Genomic DNA, 25,063 nt, shown 5'->3' on the forward strand with positions numbered 1-25,063 from the left:
GCTGCGTGGTCCCCCAAGATTACCGACCGGTTGCGGACGAGGGGCCGATATAGGTCCGAAAGGGTTAAGATTTCTGCGCCGGGACGGGCCTTTGACGCTTCAGGACAATGTAGAGTGCCCCCTGCCCGCCATGCCGCGGATGCGCGCCCCGCACGGCCGCGATCCGGTCGCCATGCCGCGATGCCGCCAGCCAGTCGCCCACCGCCGCGCGGATCGCGCCGCGCGCATGCGGCCGCTCCGATTCGGGCCGCGGCGGCTTGCCGGTGATCAGCAGCAGCACCCGGTCGCCGCGCGCGATCGCCCCCTCCAGGCCGCGGTCGAGCCGCGCATGCGCACTGGCAAGCGTGTGCCCGTGCAGGTCGATCGCGCTTTCCGGCGCGACGAGTCCCCGACTCAGCCGGCGGTCCCAGCTTGCGTCGAGCGTATCGGCGGGGGGAGGAGCGGGTCTGGGCCTCGGCGACGGCGAGGGCGGCACACGCCCCTTCACGCGCGCGACCGGCGCGGGTTCGGAAGCCGCCGGCACGGGCGCCCTGGGCGGCGGCGCCTTGGCCGAGACCGGCTCGCGCGCAATCGGCGTCACCGTGGCGATCACGCGCGCCCACAGCGCCCGTTCCTCGGGCGTCATCGTTCGCGGCGGTCTGTTCATCGGTCAGTCCGCGCCGTGGCGCGCGAGCGTTCCCCTGGGCAACAGCAACCAGGCGGTGCCGCGCGCCGACATGCCGCCGGCGATCGCGCGCGCATCGTCGCCCGCGCCCCAGAAGGTGTCGAAGCGGTTACTGCCCTTGATCGCGCCGCCGGTGTCCTGATTGACCCAGATGCCGGTCGCGTCCTGCCGGTCCATCGAGAGGAAGACGGGGGCGCCCATCGGCACGAACTTCGGGTCGGCCGCGACGCTGCCGCGCCCGGTCACCGGATAGCCCATCGCGCCCAGCGGCCCCGCGCCGGTCAGCTCGCGGAAGAAGACGTAGCTCTTGTTCTCGCGCATGATCGCGCGGCCCTGTTCCGGGTTCTGGCGCAGATAGGCCATGATGCCCTGCATCGACCCTTGCCCCCTGGGCAGGATGCCGCGGTCGATCATCAGCTTGCCGATCCCGGTATAGTCGCGCCCGTTCTGGCTGGCATAGCCGATGCGCATGATCCCGCCATCGGGCAGCCGCAGCCGTCCCGAGCCCTGGATCTGCAGGAAGAACAGCTCGACCGGATCCGCCGCCCACGCGATCTCGAGCCCACGCCCGGCGAGCGCGCCCTGCTCGATCGCGGTGCGGTCGTGATAAGGCACGAACCTGGTGCCATCGACGCGGCCGCGGATCGAGCGGCCCTTGAGATTGTCCGAAAAGGTGCCGAGATCGACGTCGACCAGGTCGCCGGGCCGGCCATAGATCGGCACCTCATAGCCGGTCCGCCGCGTGCGCGATCCCGCGATCTCCGGCTCGTAATAGCCGGTCGCGAACGCCTTGCCGTCGGCGACCTGCACCGCCTCGAAATAGCGCGCGAAGAACGCCGTCGCGCCGTTGGCCTGGGTCGTGCGTGCCGCATCGCACGCCGCGCGCCAGTCCTCGGCGCGGGTCAGCCCGCTGGCGTCGGTGCGCTTGACCAGGCTCGGGCAGCTGATCCGGAACGCCTCCAGCGCGCGTGCCGCCCCGGCGGAGGTGATCGGAAGCGTCGCGATGTCGGGCCCTGCGACCAGCCCTGCCGCAGCGGCGGTCGCGGCGGTCGCGCTCGCCGCCGGCGCGGGCCGAGGCGCGAGCGGGGTCGCCGCAGTCGGCTGACGGACCGGAACCGAGGGATTGGCCGGCGCGGGCCGCACCGTACCCGGCCGCGAAGGCACCACGCCCGACGAACAGGCGCTAACCGCTACGGCCAGTGCCGCTACCCCCCAGGCGCGCATATCTACCCCTTACGCTTCGTCGGTATCGCTGAGCTTCCAGTTCGGGTCGTCGCTGCGCAGATCGCGGCTGAACGTCCACACATCGTGCGTGTCGACCGCATCGGTCAGCGACCCGGCGATGACGTTGCCGTCCTTGTCGCGCGTCACCGCGGCGATATCGGCGTCGAAGCGCATCGTGACTCGCGCGATGCGGCCCTCCACCGCGATTTCGGAGATCGCGGCGCGCTCGATCGAGATCAGGCGGTTGTCGAGCGTCTCGCCCGCAGCCTCGCGCGCGTCGATCGCGGCGGTGAAGCTGTCGCGCACCTCGTCCTCGACCAGCCAGGACAGCGTGTCGCGGTCGCCCTTCCAGAATGCCTCGAGGATCATCTTGTAGGCCGATTTCCCGCCCTCGACGAACTGGGCGACGTCGAACGACGGGTCGGCGGCGATCAGCGCACGCAGCCCGCCCTCGGCGCCCGGCTCCACGGCGCGCGGGCCGGCATCGCGGACCTCGGCCGGCATGTCGATCGTGCGCGGCATCGGCGGCGCGCCGACGCGCTCGTCCGCCGCGCGCGGCAACGGCTGCTGCTGCTCATGGCCGGTGCGCTTGCCCAGCACCGAATAGAGCCTCAGCGCCAGAAAGGCCGCGATCGCTGCAAACAGGACGACTAGATACACTTCGGACACCTCGTTTCACGCTCCACATAGGCAGGATACGCGCCCGATTCAAATATAGCATGAACGGCATCGTGAACCGATCCCGCGCAGGCCCGTTGAAACACCGCATCGCCCCTGCTAGGCGCGACCGTCATTTCCAACGCGGATCACCGCGATAAATATCCCAGACAAGAAGGACTTTCGAACGATGGACGAGCCGGAAAACGCAGCGCCGATTGGTGAGCCGCTCGCGAACGGCGCCGATACCGCCCCCTCGGTAGGCGTGATCTCGCAATATGTGAAGGACTTCTCGTTCGAGAATCCGAACTCGCCTGCGGTCTATCAGATGCAGGGCCAGCCGCAGTTCGACGTCCAGTTCAACATCGGATCGGGCGAAGTCGGGCAGGACGTCTATGAAGTCGTGCTCAAGATCGATGTACGCGCCGAGAATGAAGGCCAGGTCGCGTTCGTCGTCGATCTTTCCTATGCTGGCCTGTTCGCGGCCCGCAACATCCCCGCCGAGCATCTCCAGCCCTTCCTGCTTGGTGAAGCGCCGCGCCTGCTCTTCCCGTTCGCGCGCCGCGTGCTGGCCGATGCCGTCCGCGACGGCGGCTTCCCGCCGCTGATGCTCGAGCCGATCGACTTCAACGGCCTCTACTACCAGCAGCTCGAGGCCCGCGCCGCCGAGGGCGCCGCCGGGGAAGCCGGCCAGGCCTGAAGCTTGGCGAGGGGCACCTCCTCTGTCCTCCCCCGCCAGGGGGAGGTGGTACCGAAGGCGACGGAGGGGGAGGATGCGAGCCGCCTGAGCGCTCAGACTATTTTGCCGTCCGCCCCCTCCGTCAGGCTGCGCTTGCCACCTCCCCCTGGCGGGGGAGGATTGGAACGCCACAAGAGAATGGCAAGACCATGAACCTCATCCGGGCACTCGGGTCGATCGGCGGGCTGACGCTGGCCAGCCGCGTGCTCGGGCTGGTCCGCGACTCGCTGTTCGCGCGCTATGTCGGGGCGAGCTTCGCGTCCGACGCCTTCCTGATCGCCTTCCGCCTGCCCAACCTGTTCCGCGCATTGTTCGCGGAGGGGGCGTTCAGCGCGGCCTTCGTGCCGATGTTCAGCAAGAAGGTGGGCGAGGCCGGCGGCGATACCAGGCCAGCGCTGTCCTTTGCGGAAGAAGCGCTGTCAGTCCTGCTCCCGATCCTGATCCTGCTCACCGCGATCATGGAGATCGCCGCCTACCCGGTCGTCTGGGCGATGTCGGGCGGGTTCAACAACGTGACGCCCGCGCAATTCGCCTTCGCGGTCGAGCTGTCGCGCATCACCTTTCCCTATCTGCTGCTGATCAGCCTTGTTTCGCTGCTCGGCGGGATCCTCAACTCGCTGCACAAATTCTGGGTCAACGCCGCCGCCCCGATCCTGCTCAACCTGACGCTGATCGCGGCGCTGCTGTTCTTCCATAACGACGACACGCTGCTGACCGCGCGCAACCAGGCGATCGCGGTCACCGTCTCGGGCGCGCTCCAGCTGCTGTGGCTCTGGCTCGCCTGCCGCGCCAGCGGCGTGAAGCTGCGCCTGCGCCTCCCGCGCCTGTCGCCCGACGTCAGGAAGCTGCTCGCGCTGATCGGCCCCGCCGCCGCGGGCGCGGGCGCGACGCAGATCAACCTGATCATCTCCACCGCGCTCGCCGCGAGCATGCTGACCGAGGGTTCGGTCTCCTACATCTACTATGCCGACCGGCTGAACCAGCTCCCGCTCGGGCTGATCGGCATCGGCCTCGGCACCGTCCTCCTCCCGACCATCGCCCGCCAGCTCGGCGCGGGGAACGATGCGGCGGCGATGCACACCCAGAATCGCGGCACCGAGCTGGCGCTGTTCCTCACCCTCCCCGCGACCGCGGCGCTGGTGATCTGCGGCGCCCCGATCGTCGCGGCGCTGTTCCAGCACGGCGCCTTCACGGCGGAGAACACGGTCAAGACCGCGCAAGCGCTCGCCGCCTTCTCGGTCGGCCTACCCGCCTATATCCTGGTCAAGGTGTTGACCCCGGGCTTCTATGCCCGCTCGGACACCAAGACCCCGGTGCGCTACGCCACCGCTTCGATCGCGGTGAACCTCGCGCTCAACCTCGCGCTGATCGTGCCGCTCCAGCATATGGGGCCGCCGCTCGCCACCGCCGTCGCGGCATGGGTCAATGTCGCGCTGCTCTATCATGCGCTGGCGAAGCGCGGCCATTTCATCGCCGACGATCAGCTCAAGCGCCGCCTGTGGAGGCTGGTCGGTGCTTCGGTCGCGATGGGCGCCGTCATGTTCTTCCTCAACGACCTGTTCACGCCCTACATCCACGGCGCGTGGACGATCCGCACCGCGGCGATGCTGGTGCTGGTCGGCGCGGGCTGCCTGGTGTACGCGGTCGCGTGCTTCGGCACCGGAGCGGTGCGGATCGGCGACCTGAAGGCGCTGTTCCGGCGTCGCGCCGCCTGAAAATCCAAGCTCAGAGAAGTCACATGCGCGTCGTTTCCGGCATCAAGCCCACGGGCAACCTCCACCTCGGCAACTATCTGGGGGCCATCAAGCAGTGGGTGGGGATGCAGGCCGACATCGACGCGGCGGGCGGCGAGAGCATGTACTTCATCGCCGACCTCCACGGCCTCACCGAATGGATCGAGCCGCAGGCGCTCCACGCCAACACCTTCGAGATCGCCGCCGCGATGATCGCGAGCGGGATCGATCCCAAGAAGTCGATCCTGTTCAACCAGGCCCTTGTCCCCGCTCACAGTGAGCTCGCCTGGCTGCTCAACAACGTCGCCCGCGTCGGCTGGCTCAACCGCATGACCCAGTTCAAGGACAAGGCGGGCAAGAACCGCGAGGGCGCCAGCGTCGGCCTCTACGACTATCCCGTGCTGATGGCTGCCGACGTGCTGCTCTATTCGACCACCCACGTCCCCGTGGGCGAGGACCAGAAGCAGCATCTGGAGCTGGCGCGCGACATCGCCGCCAAGTTCAATCTCGATTACGGCGTCGAGCTGCTCGTCCAGCCCGAGCCGCTGGTGAGCAAGGAGGCCCCGCGCATCATGTCGCTGCGCGATGCGGCATCGAAGATGTCCAAGTCCAACCCCTCGGACGCCGCGCGCATCAACTTGATCGACGACGACGAGGCGATCGCGCAGAAGTTCCGCAAGGCGAAGACCGATCCCGAGCCGCTCGGCGAGACGTTCGACGACCTCAAGGACCGGCCCGAGGCGAAGAACCTCGTCACCATCTTCGCCGCGCTGTCGGACCGCACGCCCGAAGATGTCGTCGCCGAATATGCCGGCCAGGGCTTCGGCAGCTTCAAGCCCGCGCTCGCCGACCTCGCGGTGGCGAAGCTCGGCCCGATCCGCGACGAGATGGTGCGCCTCACCGCCGATCGCGCCGCGGTCGACGCGATCCTGCGCGACGGCTCGGAACGCGCCGCCACGCTCGCCGCTCCACTGCTGCGCAAGGTACAGGAGACGATGGGGCTGTTGATCTAAGCCACTGCATCGAAAACAAAATATGCGCCCGCATGAACCTATTCGCGCGGGCGCCGTTGTTTGCGCATGCGCAAGCCCGTCAATGAAGCAGACCATCCGCTCGCCCGCCGTTTCCAGGCCTTTGTCAGAGATCCCGAATTCCCCTGCGTCGGCGCCAAGTCGGCGCTGGCACGCGATCAGATGCGCTTCGTCATCGGCCGCGACATCCGCTCGGCCTGGGACGATCTGCGCATCCTGCCCGGCCTGCACGATCTCGCCGCCTCCTATCGCGCCGATCCGGTGCTGTTCCAGTCGCTGGTCGTGCTGTTCGAGGAAGACCCCGCGCTCGACGAGCTCGGCTTCGAGACCAACCTGTGGGCACGGCTCCAGTCGCTCAGCGACAAGGACGACTGGCTCGGCCAGCAGCCCGACCCGCGCGTCAGCCACGCCCCTGACGATCCGCATTTCTCGCTGAGCTTCGGCGGCGAGGCGTTCTTCGTCGTCGGCCTCCATCCCGGCGCCAGCCGCCCGGCCCGCCGCTTCGAGCGCCCCGCGCTGGTGTTCAACCTCCACGACCAGTTCGAGCGTTTGCGCGCCAAGGGCATGTACGAGAAATTGCGCGGCGCGATCATCGAGCGGGACATTGAACTCGCCGGCGAACCCAATCCGATGCTCGCCCGCCACGGCACCGCCTCGGAAGCGCGCCAGTATAGCGGCCGAGCGGTCGAGCCCGGCTGGAAATGTCCTTTCTCCGGGCGCAGGAAGGCCGGCCGTGCCGCATAGAATCGCACCGCGCACCGGCACCGCATTCGAGCTTCGCAAGGGCCAGACGCTCACCGTCATCGACCCCAGCGGCGAGCAGGTCGCCGACCTCCTCGCCTTCCGCCGCGACGATATCCGCGAGGTGATCTCATCGGGCCGCACGCTCGACTATGCCAGCCGCATCTACCTCACCACCGGCGACAGGCTCTACTCGAACCGCAGCAACGTGCTGCTCGAGATCCTCGCGGACGATGTCGGCCGCCACGATTTCCTGCTTACGCCCTGCTCGAAGGACACGTTCCGCATCCTCTACGGCGACACCGATCCGCACCGCGGCTGCTTCGGCAACCTCGCCGCGGCGCTTGAGCCGTGGGGGATCGAGCCGGACATGATCCCGGTCGCGTTCAATTGCTTCATGAACGTGCCGGTCGACGGCGCCACCGGCGCGCTGCGCGTCGATCCGCCGCTGAGTAAGGCGGGCGACCGCATTGCCTTCCGCGCGTGCGAGGACCTGATCATCGGCCTCACCGCCTGCTCGGCGCTTCAGTCGAACAACGGCAGCTTCAAGCCGATCGACTACGCGATCGATTAGAACCGGTTCTCCGCGTACATCCGGCAGGCATCGCCTTCCCACTGCCCGCGATAATGCTCGAGCAGCAGCTCGGCCGGCACCTTGCCCGTGCGCACGATCTCGCGCAGCGGGTCGAGGAAGCCGCTCTCGTTGTCCCCTGCCGAGTTGAGCCTACCGCGCGCAGTCAGCCCCGCACCGGCGATGTCGATCACCTGCCCGGCGATGTCGCGCAGCTTGCCGCCGCCCGGCAGCGGCGCGTCTAGGCCCAGCTTGGGCACGCTGTCGCGCAGCGCCTGCCGCCCGGCCATGTCCCAGCCCTTGACGAGATCCCATGCCGCATCGAGCGCGCCCTGGTCGTAGAGCAGCCCCACCCACAAAGCCGGCAGCGCGCAAATCCGGTTCCACGGCCCGCCATCGGCGCCGCGCATCTCGAGGAAGGTCTTGAGCCGCACCTCGGGGAAGGCAGTCGACAGGTGATCGGCCCAGTCGTCGATCGTCGGCTTCTCGCCGGGCAGGACCGAAAGCTCACCCTTGAGGAAATCGCGGAAACTCAGCCCCGCCGCATCGATATATTTCCCGTCGCGATAGACGAAATACATCGGCACATCGAGGGCGTACTCGGCATAGCGCTCGTAGCCGAACCCGTCCTCGAACACGAACGGCAGCATGCCGGTGCGCGCCGGATCGGTGTCCGACCAGATATGGCTGCGATAGGAGAGATAGCCGTTGGGCTGCTTCTCGGTGAAAGGCGAGTTGGCGAACAAGGCGGTCGCCAGCGGCTGCAGCGCCAGGCCGACGCGGAACTTCTGCGCCATGTCCGCTTCGCTCGAATAATCGAGGTTCACCTGGATCGTGCAGGTGCGCCGCATCATGTCGAGGCCGAGGCTGCCGACGCGCGGCATATGGCGCAGCATGATGCCGTAGCGGCCCTTGGGCATCACCGGCAGGTCGCTGCGCGCCTTGTCGGGCCACATGCCCAGGCCAAGGAAGCCGAGACCGAGCTTCTCGCCCACCGCCTTGACCTGCTGCAAATGCCGCTCGGTCTCGGCGCAGGTCTGGTGGAGGTTCTCCAGTGGCGCGCCAGACAGCTCGAGCTGTCCCGCCGGCTCGAGGCTGACGGTGCCGTCCGGCCCGGACAGCGCGATGACGTTGTCGCCCTCGGTCACCGGCGACCAGCCGAACTGGGTCAGCTCGGCGAGCAGGTCGCGGATGCCGCCCGCCTCGTCATAGGAGGGGGCGTGGCAGTCCTTCGTCGAATAGACGAACTTCTCGTGCTCGGTGCCGATTCGCCAGCGTGTCGCGGGCTTCTCGCCACTGGCAAAATAGTCGAGGAGCTGCTGACGGCTCTCGATGACAGGCGCGTTGCTGCTTACAGCCGTCTTGGTGCTCATGCGCGGCATTTAGGCGCGCGTAACGATCCGCGAAAGAGGGGATGAAATCCCCGATTTTCAGTGGGATTAAGCGCTCATGCTTCGCCGCAGACGGGAAGCTCAATCCTCCCCCGTCAGGGGGAGGTGGCGCCGAAGGCGTCGGAGGGGGAGGACAGCGATGCGCTCGGCTCTTGCCGTCGTGCGTCCGCCCCCTCCGCCATGCTGCGCATGCCACCTCCCCCTGGCGGGGGAGGATTTAGTTGCTCACCAATCCCCCGCCGCGCCCATCCACAGGCTCACCGCCGCCGCCGCCGCCGTCTCGGCGCGCAGGATCCGCGGCCCGAGTGAAATGCCTACCGCCTGCGGCACCGCACGGATCGCGTCGCGCTCCTCCGCGTCGAACCCGCCCTCCGGCCCGATCAGGATCGCCGCCGGGCCGGGATGTGCCCGCATTGCCTCCAGCGCCGGCGCGCCGCCGGTCTCGTCGGCGAAGAACAGCGCGCGCTCCGCGGGCCAGTCGCGCAGCATCGCCGCCAGCTTCACCGGCTCAACCAGCTCGGGCAGCGCGGTGCGCCCGCATTGCTCGGCCGCCTCGATCATATGGCTGCGCAGCCGGTCGAGGTTGAGCTTGTCGACCACCGCGCGCCGGGTCAGCACCGGCGCCAGCCGCGCCACGCCCAGCTCGCACGCCTTTTCCGCGACCCAGTCGATCCGCCCCTTCCTGATCGGCGCGGCGCACAGCCACAGGTCGGGCACCGCCTCGCGCGCGCGCAACCGCTCGCGCAGCTCCAGCGTCACGTCGCGCTTGCGCACCTCGGCGGCGACCGCAAGCCATTCCCCGGTCGCATCGTCGAACAGCTTGACCGGATCGCCCGCCTTGAGCCGCATGACGCTCGCCAGATAATGCCCTTGCGCCCCGTCGATCCGCCGCAGCTCGCCCGCCGAAAGCGCGGGCTCGACGAACAGGCGCGGGGTCGATTGCGGCGGCCAGGCGGGGGTTGCGATCATGTCCCTGCCCTAACCACACTTCCCAACTTCGTCACCCCGGCCCTCTCTAATCCTCGTCATCCCGGCCTTGAGCCGGGGCCCAGCTTCTTCCGGGCACCTACCTTCAGAAAGCTGGATCCCGGCTCAAGGCCGGGATGACGATGAACATGAACAGCGCGAACCCGGAAAAACCGCTGTCCTACAAGGTGCCGCTTGTGGCAGCAGAAAGCATGACCTTCACGGCTTCACCCTCTCTTCCGACACCGCGCATGACACCCCTCAAACGTGTCAACTTTGTCAACTTCGACACGCCGTACACACATGTCTGACACGGCCCAGACCGTCCCCGATACCGAGCATCGCGGGCTGATCCGCCTGCTTCCCGCCGCCGCGCGGCCCTATGCGCTGCTCGCGCGGTTCGACCGGCCGATCGGCTGGTGGCTGCTGTTCTGGCCCGGTGCTTGGGCGATCGCGCTGGCGGGCGGCGCGGTCGAGCGCTGGGACCTGATCCTCTGGTTCCTGCTCGGCGCGATCGCGATGCGCGGCGCGGGCTGCGTCTATAACGACATCGTCGATCGCGACCTCGACCGGCAGGTCGCGCGCACCCGCTCGCGCCCGCTCGCCAACGGCGTGGTGACGCTGAAAGCGGCATGGATCTGGCTGGTCTCGCTTTGCCTGATCGGCCTCATCGTCCTCGTCCAGCTCAACCCCTTCGCCGCGATCATCGCGCTCGCCAGCCTCGCGCTGGTCGCGGCCTATCCCTTCATGAAGCGAATCACCTGGTGGCCGCAGGCCTGGCTCGGCCTCGTCTTCTCCTGGGCGGCGCTGGTCGGCTGGGCCGCGGTCGCGCGCGCGCTTCCCGCCCCTGCCCTGCTGCTCTACGCAGGCAGCATCTTCTGGGTGATCGGCTACGACACGATCTACGCATTGCAGGATGTCGAGGACGATGCGCTGGTCGGCGTGCGTTCCTCGGCCCGGCGGCTGGGCGAGAATGTCAGGCTCGGCGTCGCCGCCTTCTACGCGATCGCGCTGACGCTGTGGGGCGCGGCGCTGTGGCAGATCCGTCCCGACAAGCTCGTCCTCGTCGCGCTCGCCCCCGCCGCGGCCCACCTGCTGTGGCAGGTCGGCACGCTGATCCCCGCCGACGGGGCCAATGCGCTCCATCGTTTCCGCTCGAACCGGTTGGCGGGTCTGCTCGTCTTCGCCGCCTGCTTCGTCGTCGGGACGACGGCGGTTTGACGGGGCGCCTTTTGACGTTCGGCCTCACGCTCCCTAGATCGCCGCGATGCTGACCCCCGAACAGGCCCGAGACCGAGTCCAGGACGCCATCGCCCGCGCGCGCAAGGCGGGCGCAGACGCGGCCGATGCGATGCTCTCCGGCGGCGAATCCCTGTCGGTCTCGGTGCGCCTCGGCGCGCTCGAGGATGTCGGCCGCGCGGAGCATGAGGAGCTTGGCCTGCGCGTCTTCTGCGGCGCTCGCTCGGCCAGCATCTCCTCAACCGACCTCACCCCCGCCGCGCTCGACTCCCTCGCCGAACGCGCGGTGGCGATGGCGCGCGAGGCACCCGAGGACGAATGGGCCGGCTTGGCGCCCGCCGAGCGGCTGCTGAAGGGCACCGTCCCGGATCTCGACCTCGACGACGGCGAGCTGGGCGATCCCTCGGCGCTCAAGGCCCGCGCGCTCGCCGCCGAGGATGCCGCCCGCGCCGTCCCCGGCGTTACCAACAGCGAGGGCGGCGGCGCATCGGCCAGCCGCAGCATCTGGGCGCTCGCCACCAGCCACGGCTTTGCCGGCGCCTATGCGGTGACCAGCCATGGCCTCTCGGCCAGCGTCCTTGCCGGCGAGGCCGGCGCGATGGAGCGCGACTATGCACACCACAGCGCCCGCCACGCCCGTCATGTCGAATCGCCCGAAGCGATCGGCCGCCGCGCGGGCGAGCGCGCCGTCGCGCGCGTCGGCCCCGGCCGGGTGAAGAGCGGCGCGATGCCGGTGGTGCTCGATCCGCGGGTCGGCTCCAGCCTGCTCGGCCATCTCAGCGGCGCGATCTCGGGCAGCGCGATCACGCGGAAAACCAGCTTCCTGCTCGATGCGATGGGCACGCGCGTCTTCGCGCCCGGCATCCGCATCCAGGACGATCCGCACCGCCCGCACGGCCTGCGCTCGCGGCCGTTCGACGGCGAGGGCCTGCCGGTCTCGCCGGTCGCGCTGATCGAGGACGGCAGGCTCGAGACCTGGCTGCTCGACAGCGCCGCCGCGCGCCAGCTCGGGCTGGAGCCCACCGGCCATGCCAGCCGCGGCATCGGCGGCGCTCCGGGGGTCGGCCCCAGCAACCTGTTCATGGAGGCCGGCAAGCTCCCGGTCGAAACCCTCATCGCCGACATCAGCTATGGCGTCTATGTGACTGAATTGATTGGCCAGGGCGTCAATATCGTCACCGGCGACTACAGCCGCGGGGCGGCTGGCTTCCTGATCGAGAATGGTGAGATCACGCGGCCGGTCTCGGAATTCACCGTCGCCGGCACGCTCCAGTCGATGTTCGCGGGGCTCGTTCCCGCCAACGATCTCGAATTCCGCTACGGCATCAACGTGCCGACCCTGCGCATCGACGGGATGACCGTCGCCAGTGCCTGACGCGCTCGCCTCCGCGGTCAGCGCCATCGCGACGGAGGCGGGCCGGCTGGCGGTTGCCCGCTACGGGCAGGATGTGCGCAAGTGGGAGAAATCGCCCGACAATTTCGTGTGCGAGGTCGATCTTGCGGTGGACGCGCTGCTCCGCGCCCGCCTCTCCGCCCTACTCCCCGATGCCGGATGGCTGTCGGAGGAGACCGCCGACGACCATGCGCGCCTCTCCTGCACGCGGATCTGGGTGGTCGACCCGATCGACGGCACGCGCGATTTCCTGCGCCATCGCCCCGGCTGGGCGGTCTCGGTCGCGCTGGTCGAGAATGGCCAGCCGGTGATCGGCGTGCTCGATGCTCCGGTCCGCGGCGAGCATTGGCTGGCGCAGAAGGGCAAGGGCGCGACGCTCAACGGCAAGGCGATCGCCGCTTCGGATCGCGGCGAGCTGGCCGGCGCCCGCGTCCCCGCCGACGACCTCCCCAAGGTCGATCGTCACCTGACGATGGTGCACAAGCCCAATTCGATCGCGCTCCGCATGGCGATGGTCGCGTCCGGCGATGCCGATCTGCTCGCCACCTTCCGCTGGGGCAACGAATGGGACATCGCCGCCGCCACGCTGATCGCGCGCGAGGCAGGCGCCAGGGTCACCGATGCGCTCGGCAAGAAGCTGCGCTTCAACACCCCCGCAGGCGAAGCCTTCGGCGTGCTCACCGCCGCACCCGGCATCCATCAGGCTGCGGCCGATCATCTGCGCGAACGCGCCGTGGCAGCGCTGGGGCGGCCGCGCTTTTGAAGGCAAGCCCCGGGAAGCGCGCTGCCGTCACAGATTGCATGTCCCCGCTCCGAACCAAAGGAGACGGACATGGCAAGGCTTGACGGCAAGGTTGCGATCATCACAGGCGCCAGCTCGGGGATCGGCGAGGCGGCGGCGCGGCGCTTCGCAGCGGAGGGAGCAAAGCTGGTCCTCGCCGCACGGCGCGCCGGCGAGCTCGAACGCGTCGCCGGTGATCTGGACGGCGATGTCGCCATCCTCGCCGGCGACGTCCGCGACGAAGCCTATGCAGAAGCGCTCGTCGCGCTCGCCACCGATCGCTTTGGCGGGCTCGACATCGCGTTCAACAATGCCGGCGCGGTGGGAGCCGCCGGCCCGCTGACCGGCCTTGCCGCCCGGGACTGGGATTGGACGATCGCCACCAACCTCACAGCGGCCTTCTTCGGCGCCAAGCATCAGGCCGTGGCGATGGCCGCGCAGGGCGGTGGATCGATCCTGTTCAGCTCGAGCTTCGTCGGCGCCGCCAACGGCATCCCCGGCATGGGTGCCTATGCCGCGGCAAAGGCCGGGCTGCTCGGACTCGTCCGCACCTTGGCGGTGGAACTGGGGCCGCAGCGCGTGCGCGCCAACGCGCTCATCATCGGCGGCACCGACACACCCGCCAGCGCCGCTCGCCAGCCGGACGCCGATCCCGGCGTTCAGGCCTGGATGGAGCAGCTCCATGCCCTCAAGCGCCTCGCCGAGCCGCCGGAAATTGCCGAGATGGCGCTGTTCCTCGCGTCGGATGCCGCAAGCTTCGTCACCGGCGCCGCGATCGCGGTCGACGGCGGCGCCTCGGTCACCAAGACGTGAGGATCAGCCGCCGACCTCGTCGTCGCCGCGATACTTGACCTGCAGGTATCGGCCACGCGTCGCCAGCGCATCGAGGTCGCCCTGCGCGAGCTGGGAGGACATGTCCGAAATCTCCTGATCGATCAGGCTCAACCCGTCGATCAGCTGCTTGTCCGGCGACTGGCCGAACCGGTCCTGCCCGCGCAGATTCTGCGGCACGCGCTGATAGCCCTTGACCAGCTCGGGCAATTGCTCGCCCACCAGCTTGCGCACCTCGGCGGCCGCCGGCTCGCCCTCGTTGAGCGTCTTGAGCTGCCCGGCCAGCACGTCGAGCTTCATCCCGATCGAATCGAGCAGCGGCATCGCCGCGCCGGGCAGCGTCGGCCGCTGGCGATCGAGCCATTCCTCGGTGCGGAGCGGCAGCGTCGCGAGCGGCGCCTCGCCGAACTTCTCGGGCGCCACTTCCCTGCTCGCCGGTGCCAGGCCGAAGAACAGCGTGGCGACGATCAGCAGCGCCATCACGATCAGCGCGCCGCCCATGCCCAGCGGGATGAACCAGCCCAGGATCATCGCGCCGATCACGATCACCCCCGCCGCGCCGGCGATCCGGCCGATGCGGGTCAGGATCTCGGCATCACGGCGCTTCTTGGCGCGGGTGTTCAGCGTCGTATAGCGCTCGCGCGAGCGGTGGAGCACCTCGCTGGCGCGGTCGATCTGGCGGTCGATCTCGGTCGGCATCGCTGCTTACAGCGCCTCCAGCTTGAACGTCTCGGCATTGCCCGAGAGCTGGTTCTGCGCCGCGCCTTCGGCCCGGGCGATATAGCCCTTCGACTTCTCCACCTCGTTCGACAGCACGTTGACCGTGGTCTTCATGTTGTCGAGCGCCTTGAGCTTGAACGTGTCGATCGCATCCATCGTGTCGTAGATGTTCTGGAACGCGCGCTGCAGCGTCTCGATCGGGATCGTGCTGCTCGCCGCCTGCTCATGCACCATCGCCGTGTTCTGCTTGAGCAGGTTGCCGGTCGAATCGATGATGTTCGCGGTGGTGGTGTTGAGTGCGGTGATCTGGTCGAGCACCAGCCGCTGCGCGGTCAGCGCCTGCGCCACCGTCACCGCAGTGCGCAGCGCGCCGACGGTGGTGGTGCTGGCGCGATCGACACCCTTCACCAGCTCGACATTGTTCTTCTTGACCAGATCGAGCGCCAGATAGCCCTGCACGGTCACCGCCATCTGCGTCAGCAGATCCTGCGTGCGCTGGCGGGTGTAGAACAGCGCGGTCTCGCGGATCGCCTTGGCCTTGGCCGGATCGCTGTGATCGAGCTCCAGCGCCTTGTCCTCGAGCCGCTGGTCCATCTCCTTGGAGATATAGATCATCTGCTCGAGCCGGCCCATCGCCGCCCACAGATTCTGCCGCTCCACGTCGATCGCGGCATTGTCCATCAGCAGCTCGTCCTTGCCCGACTGCAGGCTCTTGAGGATCGAGGCGATGTGCGTCTGGCTCGATTTGTAGCTGTCGAAATAGTTGCGCAGCTTGTTGCCCATCGGGATCAAGCCGAACAGCTTCTTGCGCTGCGTCAGGTCGCCCTTCTTGCCGGGATCGAGATCCTCGACCACGCGGCGCAGCTCGGCCAGGTCCTTGCCGACGCCGACATCCTTGTCCATCGCCCGCACCGGCCGATCGAGGAAGCGGTTGGACTGGCCCGCAGCGTCGCGGATTTCCTTCGATCCCATCGCGGTGATCGCATCGACGCGCTTGCCGAACTCGGGCGAGTTCACGTCCTGCGCGACCAGGTCGTCGATGAAGCTCTCGACCCGGCTGACCAGCTCGGTCTTCTTGCTCTCGTCGACGGGCACCAGCCCCGCCATCTTCTCGGGCGACCGCTCCTTGAGCGGCTCCGGCGCGGTCAGCACCAGGTCGTCGGTCTTCTCGGCAGTCGCAGTCTCGGTCGCCATTTGCCCATCTCTCCAGCGGTTCCTCACAAGATGAACGCGAACCGCATGCGCTTCAAGTGTATCGCCAATATAATACACTTGAACTATGGTGCAACCGACCGATCTTGTCAGGGGTTCCAGATGACGCGGACCGTTAACATATGTCCGCTAGGACGGGCGGCATGGAACGCAGGCTGAAGATGATCATTGCCGGTTCGATCGCGGTGTGGGTGCCGGTCTCCACGGCCGCCCAGCCCTCGCCCGCGGCCGTCGATCTCAACAAGGCCTATCGGCTGAAGGCGGAATCCCCCGACGAATCGCCGGCCCTTCCCGCGCCGCACAAATTCCGCTAAGGGCGCGCGCAACCCGCGATTCCGCGGCATCCAGGATATTCGCATGAACCTTCGCAACGTGGCGATCATCGCCCACGTCGATCATGGCAAGACCACGCTCGTCGATCAGCTTTTCCGCCAGTCCGGCACCTTCCGCGACAACCAGCGCGTCGAAGAGCGCGCGATGGATTCGAACGACCTCGAGAAGGAGCGCGGGATCACCATCCTTGCGAAGCCGACCTCGGTCGAGTGGAACGGCACGCGCATCAACATCGTCGACACCCCCGGCCACGCCGATTTCGGCGGCGAGGTGGAGCGCATCCTCAGCATGGTCGACGGCGTCATCCTGCTGGTCGATTCGTCCGAAGGCGCAATGCCGCAGACCAAGTTCGTGACCGGCAAGGCGCTGAAGCTCGGCCTGCGTCCGATCGTCGTGGTCAACAAGATCGACCGACCGGACGAACGCATCCAGGAAGTGCTGGACGAGGTGTTCGACCTGTTCGTCAGCCTCGACGCGACCGACGAGCAGCTCGACTTCCCGGTGCTCTACGCATCGGGCCGCAACGGCTATGCCAATGAGGACCCCTCCCTCCGCGAGGGCACGCTGGAGCCGCTGTTCCAGAAGATCGTCGATCACGTGCCCCCGCCCGCGCTCGACGCCGACGCGCCGTTCACCTTCCTGGTGACGCTGCTCGACCGCGACAATTTCCTCGGCCGCGTGCTCACCGGGCGCGTCACCTCGGGCAAGGTCAAGGTAAACCAGGCGATCCACGCGCTGGATGCCGAGGGAAATGTCCTCGAGACCGGCCGCGCGTCGAAGATCATGTCGTTCCGGGGTCTTGAGCGCGTGCCGGTGGATGAGGCGCAGGCGGGCGACATCATCAGCCTCGCCGGCCTGACCGTCGCGACCGTCGCCAACACCATCGCCGACACCTCGGTCAGCGAGGCGATCCAGGCACAGCCGATCGATCCGCCGACGCTGTCGATGCGCTTCGCCGTCAACGACAGCCCGATGGCGGGCCGCGAGGGCACCAAGGTGACCAGCCGCATGATCCGCGACCGCCTGTTCCGCGAGGCCGAATCCAACGTCGCGATCAAGGTCACCGAAGCCGCCGACAAGGACAGCTTCGAAGTCGCCGGCCGCGGCGAGCTCCAGCTCGGCGTGCTGATCGAGACGATGCGCCGCGAGGGCTTCGAGCTCGGCATCAGCCGCCCGCGCGTCCTGCTGCGCGAGGAGGACGGACAAAAGATGGAGCCGTACGAGACCGTCATCATCGACGTCGACGACGAGCATTCGGGCGCGGTGGTCGAGAAGATGAACCTGCGCAAGGCCGAGATGACCGACATGCGCCCCTCGGGCGGCGGCAAGACCCGCATCACCTTCTCGGCGCCCTCGCGCGGCATGATCGGCTATCATGGCGAGTTCCTGTCGGACACGCGCGGCACCGGCATCATGAACCGGCTGTTCGAGAAGTACGGGCCGCACAAGGGCGTGATCGAGGGCCGCAAGAACGGCGTGCTGATCTCCAACGGCACGGGCGAGGCCAATGCCTATTCGCTCAACAGCCTGGAGGATCGCGGCATCCTGTTCGTCGGCCATGGCGAGGCGCTGTACGAGGGCATGATCATCGGCGAGAACGCCAAGCCCGAGGACCTCGAGGTCAATCCGATGAAGGCGAAGCAGCTGACCAACATCCGCTCGTCGGGCAAGGACGACGCGATCCGCCTGACCCCGCCCAAGAAGATGACGCTGGAGCAGGCCATCGCGTACATCGACGACGACGAGATGGTCGAGGTGACCCCGAAGACCATCCGCCTGCGCAAGCGCTTCCTCGATCCGCACGAGCGCAAGCGGCAGAGCCGGGCGAAGGCGGCGTAATCGCTATCCAGCAATGAGAAAGAGCGGCGCCCGGGAGGAAACTCCCGGGCGCTGTTTTATGGCGGGCTGGCCGCGGGCAGATCGATCTTCACGGCGTGCGTCTGGACCGGCATGATAAGGAGCAAGGCGGCAGCGATCACAGCCGCTGCTGCCCAGGCGTAGCGTTTCGCACGCAAATCGCGGACCGCCTGCGCCACGCAATAGACGATGACGGCCGTCAGCGCGGCCCTCCAGAACCAGCTATTTGGCATCGAACAATCCGTCCTGTGCGCCCGCGGGCGGGTTGAGGCCAAGATGCTTCCAGCCTGCCGCGTTGAGGCAGCGGCCGCGCGCGGTGCGGGCGATCATCCCGATCTGGATCAGATACGGCTCGATCACTTCCTCGATCGTGTCGCGCGGCTCGCTGAGGCCCGCGGCGAGCGTCTCCACCCCCACCGGCCCGCCCTTGTAGATATCGGCGATCATGGTGAGGTAGCGGCGATCCATCGCGTCGAGGCCGAGCGCGTCCACTTCAAGCCGGTTGAGCGCGGCGTCAGCGGCTTTCGCGTGCACCGTCGCCTCGCCCGCGACATTGGCGAAGTCGCGCACGCGGCGCAGCAGGCGGCCAGCGATGCGCGGCGTGCCGCGCGAGCGGCGCGCGATCTCGGCCGCGCCATCCGGGGCGATATGGAGGTCGAGCAGGCCCGCGGCGCGGGTAACGACCTGGGTCAGTTCCTCGACCGTGTAGAATTGCAGGCGCACGGGGATGCCGAAGCGATCGCGCAGCGGGGTGGTGAGCAGGCCCTGCCGCGTCGTGGCGCCGACCAGGGTGAAGCGCGGCAGGTCGATCCGCACGCTGCGCGCCGAGGGACCCTCGCCGATCATCAGGTCGAGCGCACGGTCCTCCATCGCGGGGTAGAGCACCTCCTCGACCGCGGGGGCGAGGCGGTGGATCTCGTCGATGAACAGGACGTCGCCATCCTCGAGATTGGTGAGCAAGGCGGCGAGATCGCCCGACTTGGCGATCACCGGGCCCGAGGTGGCACGAAACCCCACCCCCATCTCGCGCGCGATGATCTGCGCGAGCGTGGTCTTGCCGAGGCCGGGCGGGCCGAAAAACAGCACATGATCGAGCGCGTCGCCGCGGGTGCGGGCGGCATCGATGAACACGCGCAGATTGTCGCGCGCAGCGCGCTGGCCGACGAACTCGTCGAGCGATTTGGGGCGTAGCGCGGCATCGACGTCCTCGGGGCGGCGGGATGCGGTGAGGATGCGGTCGTCGGTGATACGCGATCCTTCAGTAAGGTGACCACCCGCCAATTGCCCAATAGTGGGAAAAACGGCGCTCATGACCAATTCTCCACTTCAATCATCGGACATTTAATCCAACCAGCACAACACCTACGACAAAAGATAGGGCGGATGCCCAGCCCGCTGCCTGCCCCAGCCAAGCTCCTCGCATGCTACTTTTCGCTTTCCCATTGAGCGCCTTCTCTCTGGCATCGTCTCGCGCGCCGGTGACCATAACAGAGGCCCAATATCCGGACATCTCCTGCAAACTGGGAAGCGCCTTCATCGCAAAAGACTGGTTTAACCGAGCGCTTGCCAGTGAGAGGAGGATACCGAAAACAAAAGCTACGAATGCCCATCGGACATCGGTGAGCCTAATCTTGTCTGCGCTTAATAGGGCGGCCGCAGCCCCCCCGTTTACAGCTAGAAGCGACGCGGTGAGCCATTTGTAACCTGAGGTATGCTGCTCCAAGGTAATTTGCCGGAATTCCGCTAACGCTTGCAACTCAAGACGTGCCACCTCGATCATCAAGTCTTTATCAGATACTTCTCTCACTTCGCGGCCTTCCGCAGCGCGAGCCGCACCAGCGCGTCGAGGCTCGCGCCCGGCCCCAGCTCGTCGTTCGCGGCATTCACGGCAGCACTCGCCTCGGCGGGCTTGAAGCCGAGGTTGAGCAGGGCCGAGACCGCGTCGTTCGCCGCGCCGCTCGCCGGGACCGCGGCCCCTGCCCCGCCGCCGAGCGCGATGCCGCCTGCCTTGTCCTTCAATTCGTTGACGATGCGCTGGGCGAGCTTCGGGCCGACGCCGTTCGCCCGCGCGATCATCGCGGCGTCGGCGCGGGCGACCGCGGTCTGGACCTCCGCAGGCGAGAGGATCGATAGGATCGCCAGCGCGACCTTGGCGCCCACCCCCTGCACGCTGGTGAGCAGGCGGAACCAGTCGCGTTCCTCCGCCGATGCGAAGCCCATCAGGCGGATCGAATCCTCGCTCACCAGCATTTCGGTGTGAACCGTCACGAATTCGCCAAGCGCGCCCAATGCCGCGAGCGTCTTCGCCGAAGCGCCGACGAGATAGCCGACGCCGTTCACGTCGATCACCGCATGATCGATGCCGGTGGCGGCGAGATGGCCGTTGAGATGCGCGATCATGCCGGTATCCTGATACCCGAAACTGGCAAGGTTGACGGAATCGAGCAGTTTCCACGCGCGGAACGGCGTCGGGTTATCGGCCGCGCGCGGGCGAGGATCGGATCGCTGGTCACGCCCGGTACATAAGCGGAACGATGGGGTGTAGGAAAGGGAAATTGCCAGCCCTCCCCTTGGCAGCCGTGACGGACATCCCATTTCCTCCAGTGAGGGGGACAGAGCGGATGATCGCAATCGGATTGCTGCTGGTGTGGGCGGCGTTGCTTCTGGCCGGGACCACCGATGCGGGGCGGTCGATGCGCGCGGTGCTGATCCGCCGCCCGGCGGCATGGTTCAATCGCTTCAGTCGCGGGCAAGCGATCTTCGCCGCGGGCGCATTGCTGTTCGCGGCGCTGTTGTTCTGGCTGATGGGACAGGAAGGGCTGAGGCTCTACAGCATGTATGTCCCCGAGTTGATGGGGCTGCTGGCCAGCGTCGAGTTCATTGCCGCAATCGATGCGATCGCAGTCGCCATCGCGACCGCCGCGTCCGTGCGGCTGCGCGGCGCGGCAGCGTGGGTACGGATGCGATTGCCCGAGCGGGCGGCGGGCCGCCGGCGCGCGCCGCGTAGCCGGCGCCCTGCCCCGCCCGCCAACGACGCCGAAGGGCCGGCGCTTCGACCGGCTCGCGCCGCCTGAGATCAGCGCGACAGCGCGCGCGCACTCGCCAGATGATGCGCGTGGCAGATCGCGACCGCGAGCGCGTCGGCGGCGTCGGCGCCGGCGATCTTGGCGCCCGGAAGCAGCCGCGCGACCATCGCATGGACCTGCGCCTTATCCGCATTGCCGGTGCCGACCACCGCCTTCTTGACCAGCCGCGGGGCATATTCCCCCACATCGAGCCCCGCCCGCGCCGCCGCAGCGATCGCGACGCCGCGGGCATGGGCGAGCTTGAGCGTCGATTGCGGGTTGGAGTTGACGAACACCTCCTCGACCGCCGCGCCGTGCGGCGCATGATCGGCGATGAGTGCCACCAGCATCGCGTCCAGATGCGCGAGACGGCGCGACAGCGGCGCCTGCGCGTCGGTCTTGAGATGCCCGTTGGCAATGTGGCTGAGGCGATTACCCTCGGCGCGGATCAATCCCCAGCCCGTGGTGCCGAGGCCGGGATCGAGGCCGAGCAGGATCAGCCCAGCTTCTCCATCACCGCGTCGGAGACTTCGTAATTGCCCCACACGGTCTGCACGTCGTCGTCGTCGTCGAGCGCGTCGATCAGCTTGAACAGCGTCGCAGCGTCGGCCTCGTCGACCTCGACCATCGTCTGCGGCTTCCAGGCGAGCTTGGCGCCCTCAGCCTCGCCCAACACCGCCTCGAGCGCCTTGGCGACTTCGTGCAGGTCGGCGCTGGCGGTCCAGATCTCGTGGCCGTCCTCGCTCGACGTCACATCCTCGGCACCCGCTTCGAGCGCGGCCTCGAACACCTTCTCGGCGTCGCCCGCGCTGGCAGGATAGTTGATCAGGCCGACTCGGTCGAAAGCGTGGCTGACCGAGCCCGATGCGCCAAGGTTGCCGCCATTCTTGCTGACCGCGGTGCGGACATTGGTCGCGGTGCGGTTGCGGTTGTCCGAAAGCGCCTCGATGATCAGGCTGACGCCGCCGGGGCCGAAGCCCTCGTAGCGGATTTCCTCGTAATTCTCGGCATCGCCCTTGCTCGCCTTGTCGATCGCGCGCTGGATATTGTCCTTTGGCATCGACTGCGCCTTGGCGGCGTTGACCGCGGCGCGCAGGCGCGGATTCATGTCGGGATCGGGCAAGCCCATTTTGGCCGCGACGGTGATTTCGCGGCTGAGCTTGGAGAACATGCCCGAGCGCTTCTTATCCTGCGCGCCCTTACGGTGCATGATGTTCTTGAACTTGGAATGGCCTGCCATGGTCTCGACCTGAAAATGAACCCCTTCGGGCTGAGCTTGTCGAAGCCCGGCCCTTCTGCAACGTGCGGTTAGAAGAAAAGACAGTGCTTCGACAAGCTCAGCATGAGCGGAAGGTCAAAAACTACTGCTCACACCCCGCTCACCGTGACCGCGGTGCCCGACGCGGAGACCATCAGCATCGAACCGCCCTTGCCGATCACCTCATAGTCGAAATCGATCCCGATCACGCCGTTGGCGCCGAGCGCCAGCGCCTCGTCCCTGAGCTCTTCCAGCGCGGTCTTGCGCGCTTCCTTGAGCGGTCGCTCATAGCTGCCCGAGCGCCCGCCGACAATGTCGCGAATGCCCGCGAACAGGTCGCGGAAGATGTTGGCGCCGATGATCACCTCGGCCGTCACGATGCCGTGATAGCGGGTGACGGTGTGACCATCGACGGTGCTGGTGGTCGTGAGAATCATGGAAAAGGCCTCCGCTCCTATCGCGGACTACCTTATCCGTTCGCTTCGAGCGAAGTCGAGAAGCGGAGACAGTTCACAGCCTCGCAATGTCTCGACTTCGCTCGACACGAACGGGACGGACTCAACCCATGCCCAGCGCGGCGCGATAGGTTTCCAGAAGCGCGTCCTGCTCGTCGAGCTGGTGCTTCTCCATTTTGCGCAGGCGCACGATCGTGCGGATCGTCTTGGCGTCGAAACCGGTCGACTTGGCCTCGGCATAGACATCCTTGATGTCGTCGCTGATGCCCTTCTTTTCCTCTTCCAGCCGCTCGATCCGCTCGATCAGAAGGCGCAGCTGCTCGGCCGAAATCGAGTCGCTCATGTCCCGCTCCATTGATGGTGAACGGGCGCGTTTAGCGGCTGCGCCAAGGGGTGCAAGGGGGCGTGCGGCGGAACGCTGTGGATAGGCCCGAACGCCCATTACCTGCGACGTAATTGGATTGATTCGTAGCCCCTGCGAACTTGCAGTCACCGCGGCGAGGGATGCCGCAAGAACCGCAAGGAGAACTGCAAATGATCCGCTTTCCGCTTACCGTCCGCCAGGCGATGCTTGTCGATTTCATCGGCACCGGCGCCACCGCGGTGCTCGCCATCGCCGCCGCGGGCTTCACCGCCGGCCTCACCGGCCTGCCCGAAGCCCTGATCCGCGGCGCAGGGCTCGCGCTCGTCCCCTTTCTCGCGCTGGTGCTGGCGATGGCGGTCAGGCCGGCGCGCGGCGGGGTGATCGCGGTGATCGCGATCAACATCGCCTGGGTGATCGCGAGCTTCGCGACGATGGCCCTGTTTGTCAGCCCCAATGCGTTCGGTTACGCCTTCGTCACGGCGCAGGCGCTGGCGGTGGCCCTGTTCGCGGAGCTTCAGATCCTGGCGCTCCGCAACGCGGGCAAGGCTGGTGGGGCGTTTGCGTGAAGAACCCTCCCCCGCCAGGGGGAGGTGGCATCGCGCAGCGATGACGGAGGGGGAGGATGCGAGCCGCCAGCGTTCCGGCGTCCGCCCCCTCCGTCAGCTTCGCCGACACCTCCCCCTGGCGGGGGAGGATTTGGCTTAGAGCTTCCGCGGCTTGCGGCGCTCCATCGGCTCGCTCGGCATGTGCCTGGCCGACAACGCCTCCGCCTCGGCGGGGGCGACGCCTTCGCGGGTGAGCGCCTCGACCAGCGCGCGCTCGGGCGCGACCTTGATGTCGGGGGCGATCCCCGTCCCTTCCCAGCCGTCGCCGCCCGGGAAGTAGCTGCGGCCGAACGGGATGAAGGCGCCGTAGCCGCCGGGGAGCTGCACTGGACCGCCATAATGGCCGGCGCCCGCAGTGACGTCTCCGATCAGCGTCGCGCGTTTCGTGTTCTTGAGCGCCGAGGCGAGATGCTCCGCGGCCGAAGCGGTGCGGCCCGAGGTGAGAAGATAGATCTTCGCCTTTGCCCAGGGGCTCGCGGGGCTGACGGGCGCGACGCGATGTTCGCTGCGCGCCAGTTCGGCGGGCGCATCGACCTTGACCAGCGAGCCGAAGGGCAGCGGCCCCCTGGCCGCGGCGACCGAGGCGCGGGTGTCCATCACCATCACCGGCTGTGCCCTGGTGAAGATGCGCGGGAAGAGGAGGTCCATCTCTTCCAGCCCGCCGCCGCGATGCGTGCGGGCGTCGATGATCAACGCCCTGGCCCCGGCATTGGCGTCGAGGAATTTCGTGAAGGCCGCGAGCGTCCCGGGCTGGCCGTAGAAGCCGTTGAAGCGCACGAAGGCGATCCCCGGCGCGATCATGCCCGCCTGCTCCATCGGCGCGGGCGGCGAGCCGCCGGGCGCACGCGACGGGCCGCCGGCGCGCTGCGGACGCGGACCGCCGGGCGGGAACATGGCAAGATGGCCGTCGGGCGCGACCGCCTGAAGATCGGCCGTCACCGCGCGGGCGAGCACATCGCTGTCGGTGAAGCCGTCATAGCCGCCCTCGGCGAGCTTGGCGCGCAGCGCCGCGGCATAGCGTTTCGCGACGTCCGGGAAGACGAAATTCTTCTCGATCTCGTCCGCCAGTTTCGTCACTGCCTCTTTCGCCACCCCCGCATCATAAGCCGCAGCGGTCTCCGTGGCCGGCCCTGGTCCCGTGCTCTGAGCCAGTACCGGCAGCGCCATCGCCGCGAGCATCGCCGCCGTCAGAATCTGCTTACGCATCACCACGCTCCATCGTTCGACATGCCC

Annotated in this window: 30 protein-coding genes; 14 read left to right on the top strand and 16 right to left on the bottom strand. The window is 67.8% G+C overall.

Features of this window, described 5'->3' with window-relative positions; all coding sequences use genetic code 11:
• Positions 1–64: 64 nt before the first annotated feature.
• Genes VGD28_RS12025 through VGD28_RS12035 form a run of 3 tightly spaced genes read right to left on the bottom strand, consistent with a single transcriptional unit; the run spans position 65 to position 2,548 of the window.
• Positions 65–646, bottom strand: coding sequence for a Smr/MutS family protein (locus VGD28_RS12025; RefSeq protein ID WP_331028575.1), 582 nt, complete (start codon positions 644–646; stop codon positions 65–67).
• A gap of 3 nt (positions 647–649) precedes the next feature.
• Complete coding sequence (locus VGD28_RS12030) at positions 650–1,888, bottom strand: murein transglycosylase A (protein ID WP_331028576.1); 1,239 nt, start codon at positions 1,886–1,888, stop codon at positions 650–652.
• Positions 1,889–1,897: 9 nt separating this feature from the next.
• Positions 1,898–2,548 (bottom strand): Tim44/TimA family putative adaptor protein, encoded by a 651-nt coding sequence (locus VGD28_RS12035; RefSeq protein ID WP_331028577.1) that lies wholly within the window; start codon positions 2,546–2,548, stop codon positions 1,898–1,900.
• Positions 2,549–2,735: 187 nt separating this feature from the next.
• Between VGD28_RS12035 and secB the strand changes: the two genes are divergently transcribed.
• From secB to VGD28_RS12060, 5 genes are all read left to right on the top strand, one after another.
• On the top strand, positions 2,736–3,245 hold the full coding sequence (secB, locus tag VGD28_RS12040) for a protein-export chaperone SecB (RefSeq protein WP_331028578.1): 510 nt from the start codon (positions 2,736–2,738) through the stop codon (positions 3,243–3,245).
• Positions 3,246–3,433: 188 nt separating this feature from the next.
• Entirely contained in the window at positions 3,434–4,999 is a 1,566-nt protein-coding gene (murJ, locus tag VGD28_RS12045) for a murein biosynthesis integral membrane protein MurJ (RefSeq protein WP_331028579.1), read from the top strand.
• Between the two features lie 23 nt (positions 5,000–5,022).
• Complete coding sequence (gene trpS, locus VGD28_RS12050; protein ID WP_331028580.1) at positions 5,023–6,030, top strand: tryptophan--tRNA ligase; 1,008 nt, start codon at positions 5,023–5,025, stop codon at positions 6,028–6,030.
• A gap of 66 nt (positions 6,031–6,096) precedes the next feature.
• Positions 6,097–6,792 carry a guanitoxin biosynthesis heme-dependent pre-guanitoxin N-hydroxylase GntA gene (gene gntA, locus VGD28_RS12055; RefSeq protein ID WP_331028581.1) on the top strand — a complete coding sequence of 232 codons (696 nt, stop codon included), beginning with the start codon at positions 6,097–6,099 and terminating at the stop codon, positions 6,790–6,792.
• Positions 6,782–7,363, top strand: a complete 582-nt coding sequence (locus VGD28_RS12060) for an urea carboxylase-associated family protein (protein ID WP_331028582.1) — start codon at positions 6,782–6,784, stop codon at positions 7,361–7,363. Before gntA ends, VGD28_RS12060 begins: the two co-directional genes overlap by 11 nt.
• Here VGD28_RS12060 and VGD28_RS12065 read toward each other — a convergent pair.
• Both VGD28_RS12065 and VGD28_RS12070 read right to left on the bottom strand, forming a co-directional pair.
• Positions 7,360–8,733, bottom strand: a complete 1,374-nt coding sequence (locus tag VGD28_RS12065) for a glutamate--cysteine ligase (RefSeq protein ID WP_331028583.1) — start codon at positions 8,731–8,733, stop codon at positions 7,360–7,362. The two genes, VGD28_RS12060 and VGD28_RS12065, sit on opposite strands and share 4 nt — an antisense overlap.
• Positions 8,734–8,976: 243 nt before the next feature.
• Complete coding sequence (locus VGD28_RS12070; RefSeq protein ID WP_331028584.1) at positions 8,977–9,720, bottom strand: 16S rRNA (uracil(1498)-N(3))-methyltransferase; 744 nt, start codon at positions 9,718–9,720, stop codon at positions 8,977–8,979.
• A 140-nt stretch (positions 9,721–9,860) separates the two neighbouring features.
• Between VGD28_RS12070 and VGD28_RS12075 the strand changes: the two genes are divergently transcribed.
• From VGD28_RS12075 to VGD28_RS12095, 5 genes are all read left to right on the top strand, one after another.
• Positions 9,861–10,028, top strand: coding sequence for a hypothetical protein (locus VGD28_RS12075; protein ID WP_331028585.1), 168 nt, complete (start codon positions 9,861–9,863; stop codon positions 10,026–10,028).
• Entirely contained in the window at positions 10,021–10,938 is a 918-nt protein-coding gene (gene ubiA / locus VGD28_RS12080) for a 4-hydroxybenzoate octaprenyltransferase (RefSeq protein ID WP_331028586.1), read from the top strand. Before VGD28_RS12075 ends, ubiA begins: the two co-directional genes overlap by 8 nt.
• A gap of 46 nt (positions 10,939–10,984) precedes the next feature.
• Positions 10,985–12,331, top strand: coding sequence for a TldD/PmbA family protein (locus VGD28_RS12085; RefSeq protein WP_331028587.1), 1,347 nt, complete (start codon positions 10,985–10,987; stop codon positions 12,329–12,331).
• Positions 12,324–13,112, top strand: coding sequence for a 3'(2'),5'-bisphosphate nucleotidase CysQ (locus VGD28_RS12090; protein ID WP_331028588.1), 789 nt, complete (start codon positions 12,324–12,326; stop codon positions 13,110–13,112). Before VGD28_RS12085 ends, VGD28_RS12090 begins: the two co-directional genes overlap by 8 nt.
• 69 nt (positions 13,113–13,181) lie before the next feature.
• Positions 13,182–13,943, top strand: a complete 762-nt coding sequence (locus VGD28_RS12095; protein ID WP_331028589.1) for an SDR family oxidoreductase — start codon at positions 13,182–13,184, stop codon at positions 13,941–13,943.
• A gap of 3 nt (positions 13,944–13,946) precedes the next feature.
• Here VGD28_RS12095 and VGD28_RS12100 read toward each other — a convergent pair whose 3' ends face one another.
• Both VGD28_RS12100 and VGD28_RS12105 read right to left on the bottom strand, forming a co-directional pair.
• Complete coding sequence (locus VGD28_RS12100; RefSeq protein WP_331028590.1) at positions 13,947–14,660, bottom strand: hypothetical protein; 714 nt, start codon at positions 14,658–14,660, stop codon at positions 13,947–13,949.
• Between the two features lie 6 nt (positions 14,661–14,666).
• On the bottom strand, positions 14,667–15,875 hold the full coding sequence (locus VGD28_RS12105; RefSeq protein ID WP_331028591.1) for a toxic anion resistance protein: 1,209 nt from the start codon (positions 15,873–15,875) through the stop codon (positions 14,667–14,669).
• A gap of 161 nt (positions 15,876–16,036) precedes the next feature.
• Between VGD28_RS12105 and VGD28_RS12110 the strand changes: the two genes are divergently transcribed.
• Positions 16,037–16,207 carry a hypothetical protein gene (locus tag VGD28_RS12110; RefSeq protein ID WP_331028592.1) on the top strand — a complete coding sequence of 57 codons (171 nt, stop codon included), beginning with the start codon at positions 16,037–16,039 and terminating at the stop codon, positions 16,205–16,207.
• A gap of 43 nt (positions 16,208–16,250) precedes the next feature.
• Entirely contained in the window at positions 16,251–18,065 is a 1,815-nt protein-coding gene (gene typA, locus VGD28_RS12115) for a translational GTPase TypA (RefSeq protein WP_331028593.1), read from the top strand.
• Positions 18,066–18,121: 56 nt separating this feature from the next.
• On the opposite strand, the gene VGD28_RS12120 is transcribed toward typA, so the two are convergent.
• From VGD28_RS12120 to ruvA, 4 genes are all read right to left on the bottom strand, one after another.
• Complete coding sequence (locus VGD28_RS12120) at positions 18,122–18,316, bottom strand: hypothetical protein (RefSeq protein ID WP_331028594.1); 195 nt, start codon at positions 18,314–18,316, stop codon at positions 18,122–18,124.
• Positions 18,306–19,331, bottom strand: a complete 1,026-nt coding sequence (gene ruvB, locus VGD28_RS12125) for a Holliday junction branch migration DNA helicase RuvB (protein WP_331028621.1) — start codon at positions 19,329–19,331, stop codon at positions 18,306–18,308. Before ruvB ends, VGD28_RS12120 begins: the two co-directional genes overlap by 11 nt.
• Before the next feature lie 82 nt (positions 19,332–19,413).
• Positions 19,414–19,863 (bottom strand): hypothetical protein, encoded by a 450-nt coding sequence (locus VGD28_RS12130; RefSeq protein ID WP_331028595.1) that lies wholly within the window; start codon positions 19,861–19,863, stop codon positions 19,414–19,416.
• Between the two features lie 23 nt (positions 19,864–19,886).
• Positions 19,887–20,483: a Holliday junction branch migration protein RuvA gene (gene ruvA, locus VGD28_RS12135; RefSeq protein ID WP_331028596.1), complete on the bottom strand. Its 597-nt coding sequence runs from the start codon at positions 20,481–20,483 to the stop codon at positions 19,887–19,889.
• Positions 20,484–20,704: 221 nt separating this feature from the next.
• On the opposite strand from ruvA, the gene VGD28_RS12140 reads away from it, so the two are divergent.
• Entirely contained in the window at positions 20,705–21,157 is a 453-nt protein-coding gene (locus VGD28_RS12140; RefSeq protein ID WP_331028597.1) for a hypothetical protein, read from the top strand.
• Between the two features lie 2 nt (positions 21,158–21,159).
• Here the strand turns inward: VGD28_RS12140 and ruvC are convergent, their stop codons facing one another.
• The 4 genes from ruvC to VGD28_RS12160 form a co-directional block, all read right to left on the bottom strand.
• Positions 21,160–21,648, bottom strand: coding sequence for a crossover junction endodeoxyribonuclease RuvC (ruvC, locus tag VGD28_RS12145; protein WP_331028622.1), 489 nt, complete (start codon positions 21,646–21,648; stop codon positions 21,160–21,162).
• Positions 21,645–22,388 carry a YebC/PmpR family DNA-binding transcriptional regulator gene (locus tag VGD28_RS12150; RefSeq protein ID WP_331028598.1) on the bottom strand — a complete coding sequence of 248 codons (744 nt, stop codon included), beginning with the start codon at positions 22,386–22,388 and terminating at the stop codon, positions 21,645–21,647. The genes ruvC and VGD28_RS12150 overlap by 4 nt, the downstream gene beginning before the upstream one ends.
• Positions 22,389–22,516: 128 nt before the next feature.
• Positions 22,517–22,843, bottom strand: coding sequence for a heavy metal-binding domain-containing protein (locus VGD28_RS12155; protein WP_331028599.1), 327 nt, complete (start codon positions 22,841–22,843; stop codon positions 22,517–22,519).
• Positions 22,844–22,964: 121 nt separating this feature from the next.
• Positions 22,965–23,204, bottom strand: coding sequence for a DUF2312 domain-containing protein (locus VGD28_RS12160; protein ID WP_331028600.1), 240 nt, complete (start codon positions 23,202–23,204; stop codon positions 22,965–22,967).
• Between the two features lie 191 nt (positions 23,205–23,395).
• Here VGD28_RS12160 and VGD28_RS12165 point away from each other — a divergent pair, with 191 nt between their 5' ends.
• On the top strand, positions 23,396–23,791 hold the full coding sequence (locus tag VGD28_RS12165; protein WP_331028601.1) for a hypothetical protein: 396 nt from the start codon (positions 23,396–23,398) through the stop codon (positions 23,789–23,791).
• 135 nt (positions 23,792–23,926) lie between these two features.
• On the opposite strand, the gene VGD28_RS12170 is transcribed toward VGD28_RS12165, so the two are convergent.
• Entirely contained in the window at positions 23,927–25,036 is a 1,110-nt protein-coding gene (locus VGD28_RS12170; RefSeq protein ID WP_331028602.1) for a S41 family peptidase, read from the bottom strand.
• Positions 25,037–25,063 lie beyond the last annotated feature (27 nt).

The sequence above is a fragment of the Sphingomonas sp. genome (genome assembly GCF_036402235.1).
GTDB lineage: Bacteria > Pseudomonadota > Alphaproteobacteria > Sphingomonadales > Sphingomonadaceae > Sphingomonas.

Excerpts from the sequence above, each read along its gene's own strand:
- secB (WP_331028578.1), top strand. The coding sequence starts at position 2,736 with ATGGACGAGCCGGAAAACGCAGCGCCGATTGGTGAGCCGCTCGCGAAC.
- VGD28_RS12070 (WP_331028584.1), bottom strand. The coding sequence starts at position 9,720 with ATGATCGCAACCCCCGCCTGGCCGCCGCAATCGACCCCGCGCCTGTTC.
- VGD28_RS12160 (WP_331028600.1), bottom strand. The coding sequence starts at position 23,204 with ATGAGCGACTCGATTTCGGCCGAGCAGCTGCGCCTTCTGATCGAGCGG.
- VGD28_RS12150 (WP_331028598.1), bottom strand. The coding sequence starts at position 22,388 with ATGGCAGGCCATTCCAAGTTCAAGAACATCATGCACCGTAAGGGCGCG.
- trpS (WP_331028580.1), top strand. The coding sequence starts at position 5,023 with ATGCGCGTCGTTTCCGGCATCAAGCCCACGGGCAACCTCCACCTCGGC.
- VGD28_RS12155 (WP_331028599.1), bottom strand. The coding sequence starts at position 22,843 with ATGATTCTCACGACCACCAGCACCGTCGATGGTCACACCGTCACCCGC.
- VGD28_RS12025 (WP_331028575.1), bottom strand. The coding sequence starts at position 646 with ATGAACAGACCGCCGCGAACGATGACGCCCGAGGAACGGGCGCTGTGG.
- VGD28_RS12120 (WP_331028594.1), bottom strand. The coding sequence starts at position 18,316 with ATGCCAAATAGCTGGTTCTGGAGGGCCGCGCTGACGGCCGTCATCGTC.
- VGD28_RS12170 (WP_331028602.1), bottom strand. The coding sequence starts at position 25,036 with ATGCGTAAGCAGATTCTGACGGCGGCGATGCTCGCGGCGATGGCGCTG.
- VGD28_RS12110 (WP_331028592.1), top strand. The coding sequence starts at position 16,037 with ATGGAACGCAGGCTGAAGATGATCATTGCCGGTTCGATCGCGGTGTGG.
- VGD28_RS12130 (WP_331028595.1), bottom strand. The coding sequence starts at position 19,863 with ATGATCGAGGTGGCACGTCTTGAGTTGCAAGCGTTAGCGGAATTCCGG.
- VGD28_RS12075 (WP_331028585.1), top strand. The coding sequence starts at position 9,861 with ATGAACATGAACAGCGCGAACCCGGAAAAACCGCTGTCCTACAAGGTG.
- VGD28_RS12065 (WP_331028583.1), bottom strand. The coding sequence starts at position 8,733 with ATGAGCACCAAGACGGCTGTAAGCAGCAACGCGCCTGTCATCGAGAGC.
- typA (WP_331028593.1), top strand. The coding sequence starts at position 16,251 with ATGAACCTTCGCAACGTGGCGATCATCGCCCACGTCGATCATGGCAAG.
- VGD28_RS12085 (WP_331028587.1), top strand. The coding sequence starts at position 10,985 with ATGCTGACCCCCGAACAGGCCCGAGACCGAGTCCAGGACGCCATCGCC.
- VGD28_RS12030 (WP_331028576.1), bottom strand. The coding sequence starts at position 1,888 with ATGCGCGCCTGGGGGGTAGCGGCACTGGCCGTAGCGGTTAGCGCCTGT.
- VGD28_RS12095 (WP_331028589.1), top strand. The coding sequence starts at position 13,182 with ATGGCAAGGCTTGACGGCAAGGTTGCGATCATCACAGGCGCCAGCTCG.
- VGD28_RS12105 (WP_331028591.1), bottom strand. The coding sequence starts at position 15,875 with ATGGCGACCGAGACTGCGACTGCCGAGAAGACCGACGACCTGGTGCTG.
- murJ (WP_331028579.1), top strand. The coding sequence starts at position 3,434 with ATGAACCTCATCCGGGCACTCGGGTCGATCGGCGGGCTGACGCTGGCC.
- VGD28_RS12165 (WP_331028601.1), top strand. The coding sequence starts at position 23,396 with ATGATCCGCTTTCCGCTTACCGTCCGCCAGGCGATGCTTGTCGATTTC.
- VGD28_RS12140 (WP_331028597.1), top strand. The coding sequence starts at position 20,705 with ATGATCGCAATCGGATTGCTGCTGGTGTGGGCGGCGTTGCTTCTGGCC.
- gntA (WP_331028581.1), top strand. The coding sequence starts at position 6,097 with ATGCGCAAGCCCGTCAATGAAGCAGACCATCCGCTCGCCCGCCGTTTC.
- VGD28_RS12100 (WP_331028590.1), bottom strand. The coding sequence starts at position 14,660 with ATGCCGACCGAGATCGACCGCCAGATCGACCGCGCCAGCGAGGTGCTC.
- ubiA (WP_331028586.1), top strand. The coding sequence starts at position 10,021 with ATGTCTGACACGGCCCAGACCGTCCCCGATACCGAGCATCGCGGGCTG.
- ruvA (WP_331028596.1), bottom strand. The coding sequence starts at position 20,483 with ATGATCGCGCATCTCAACGGCCATCTCGCCGCCACCGGCATCGATCAT.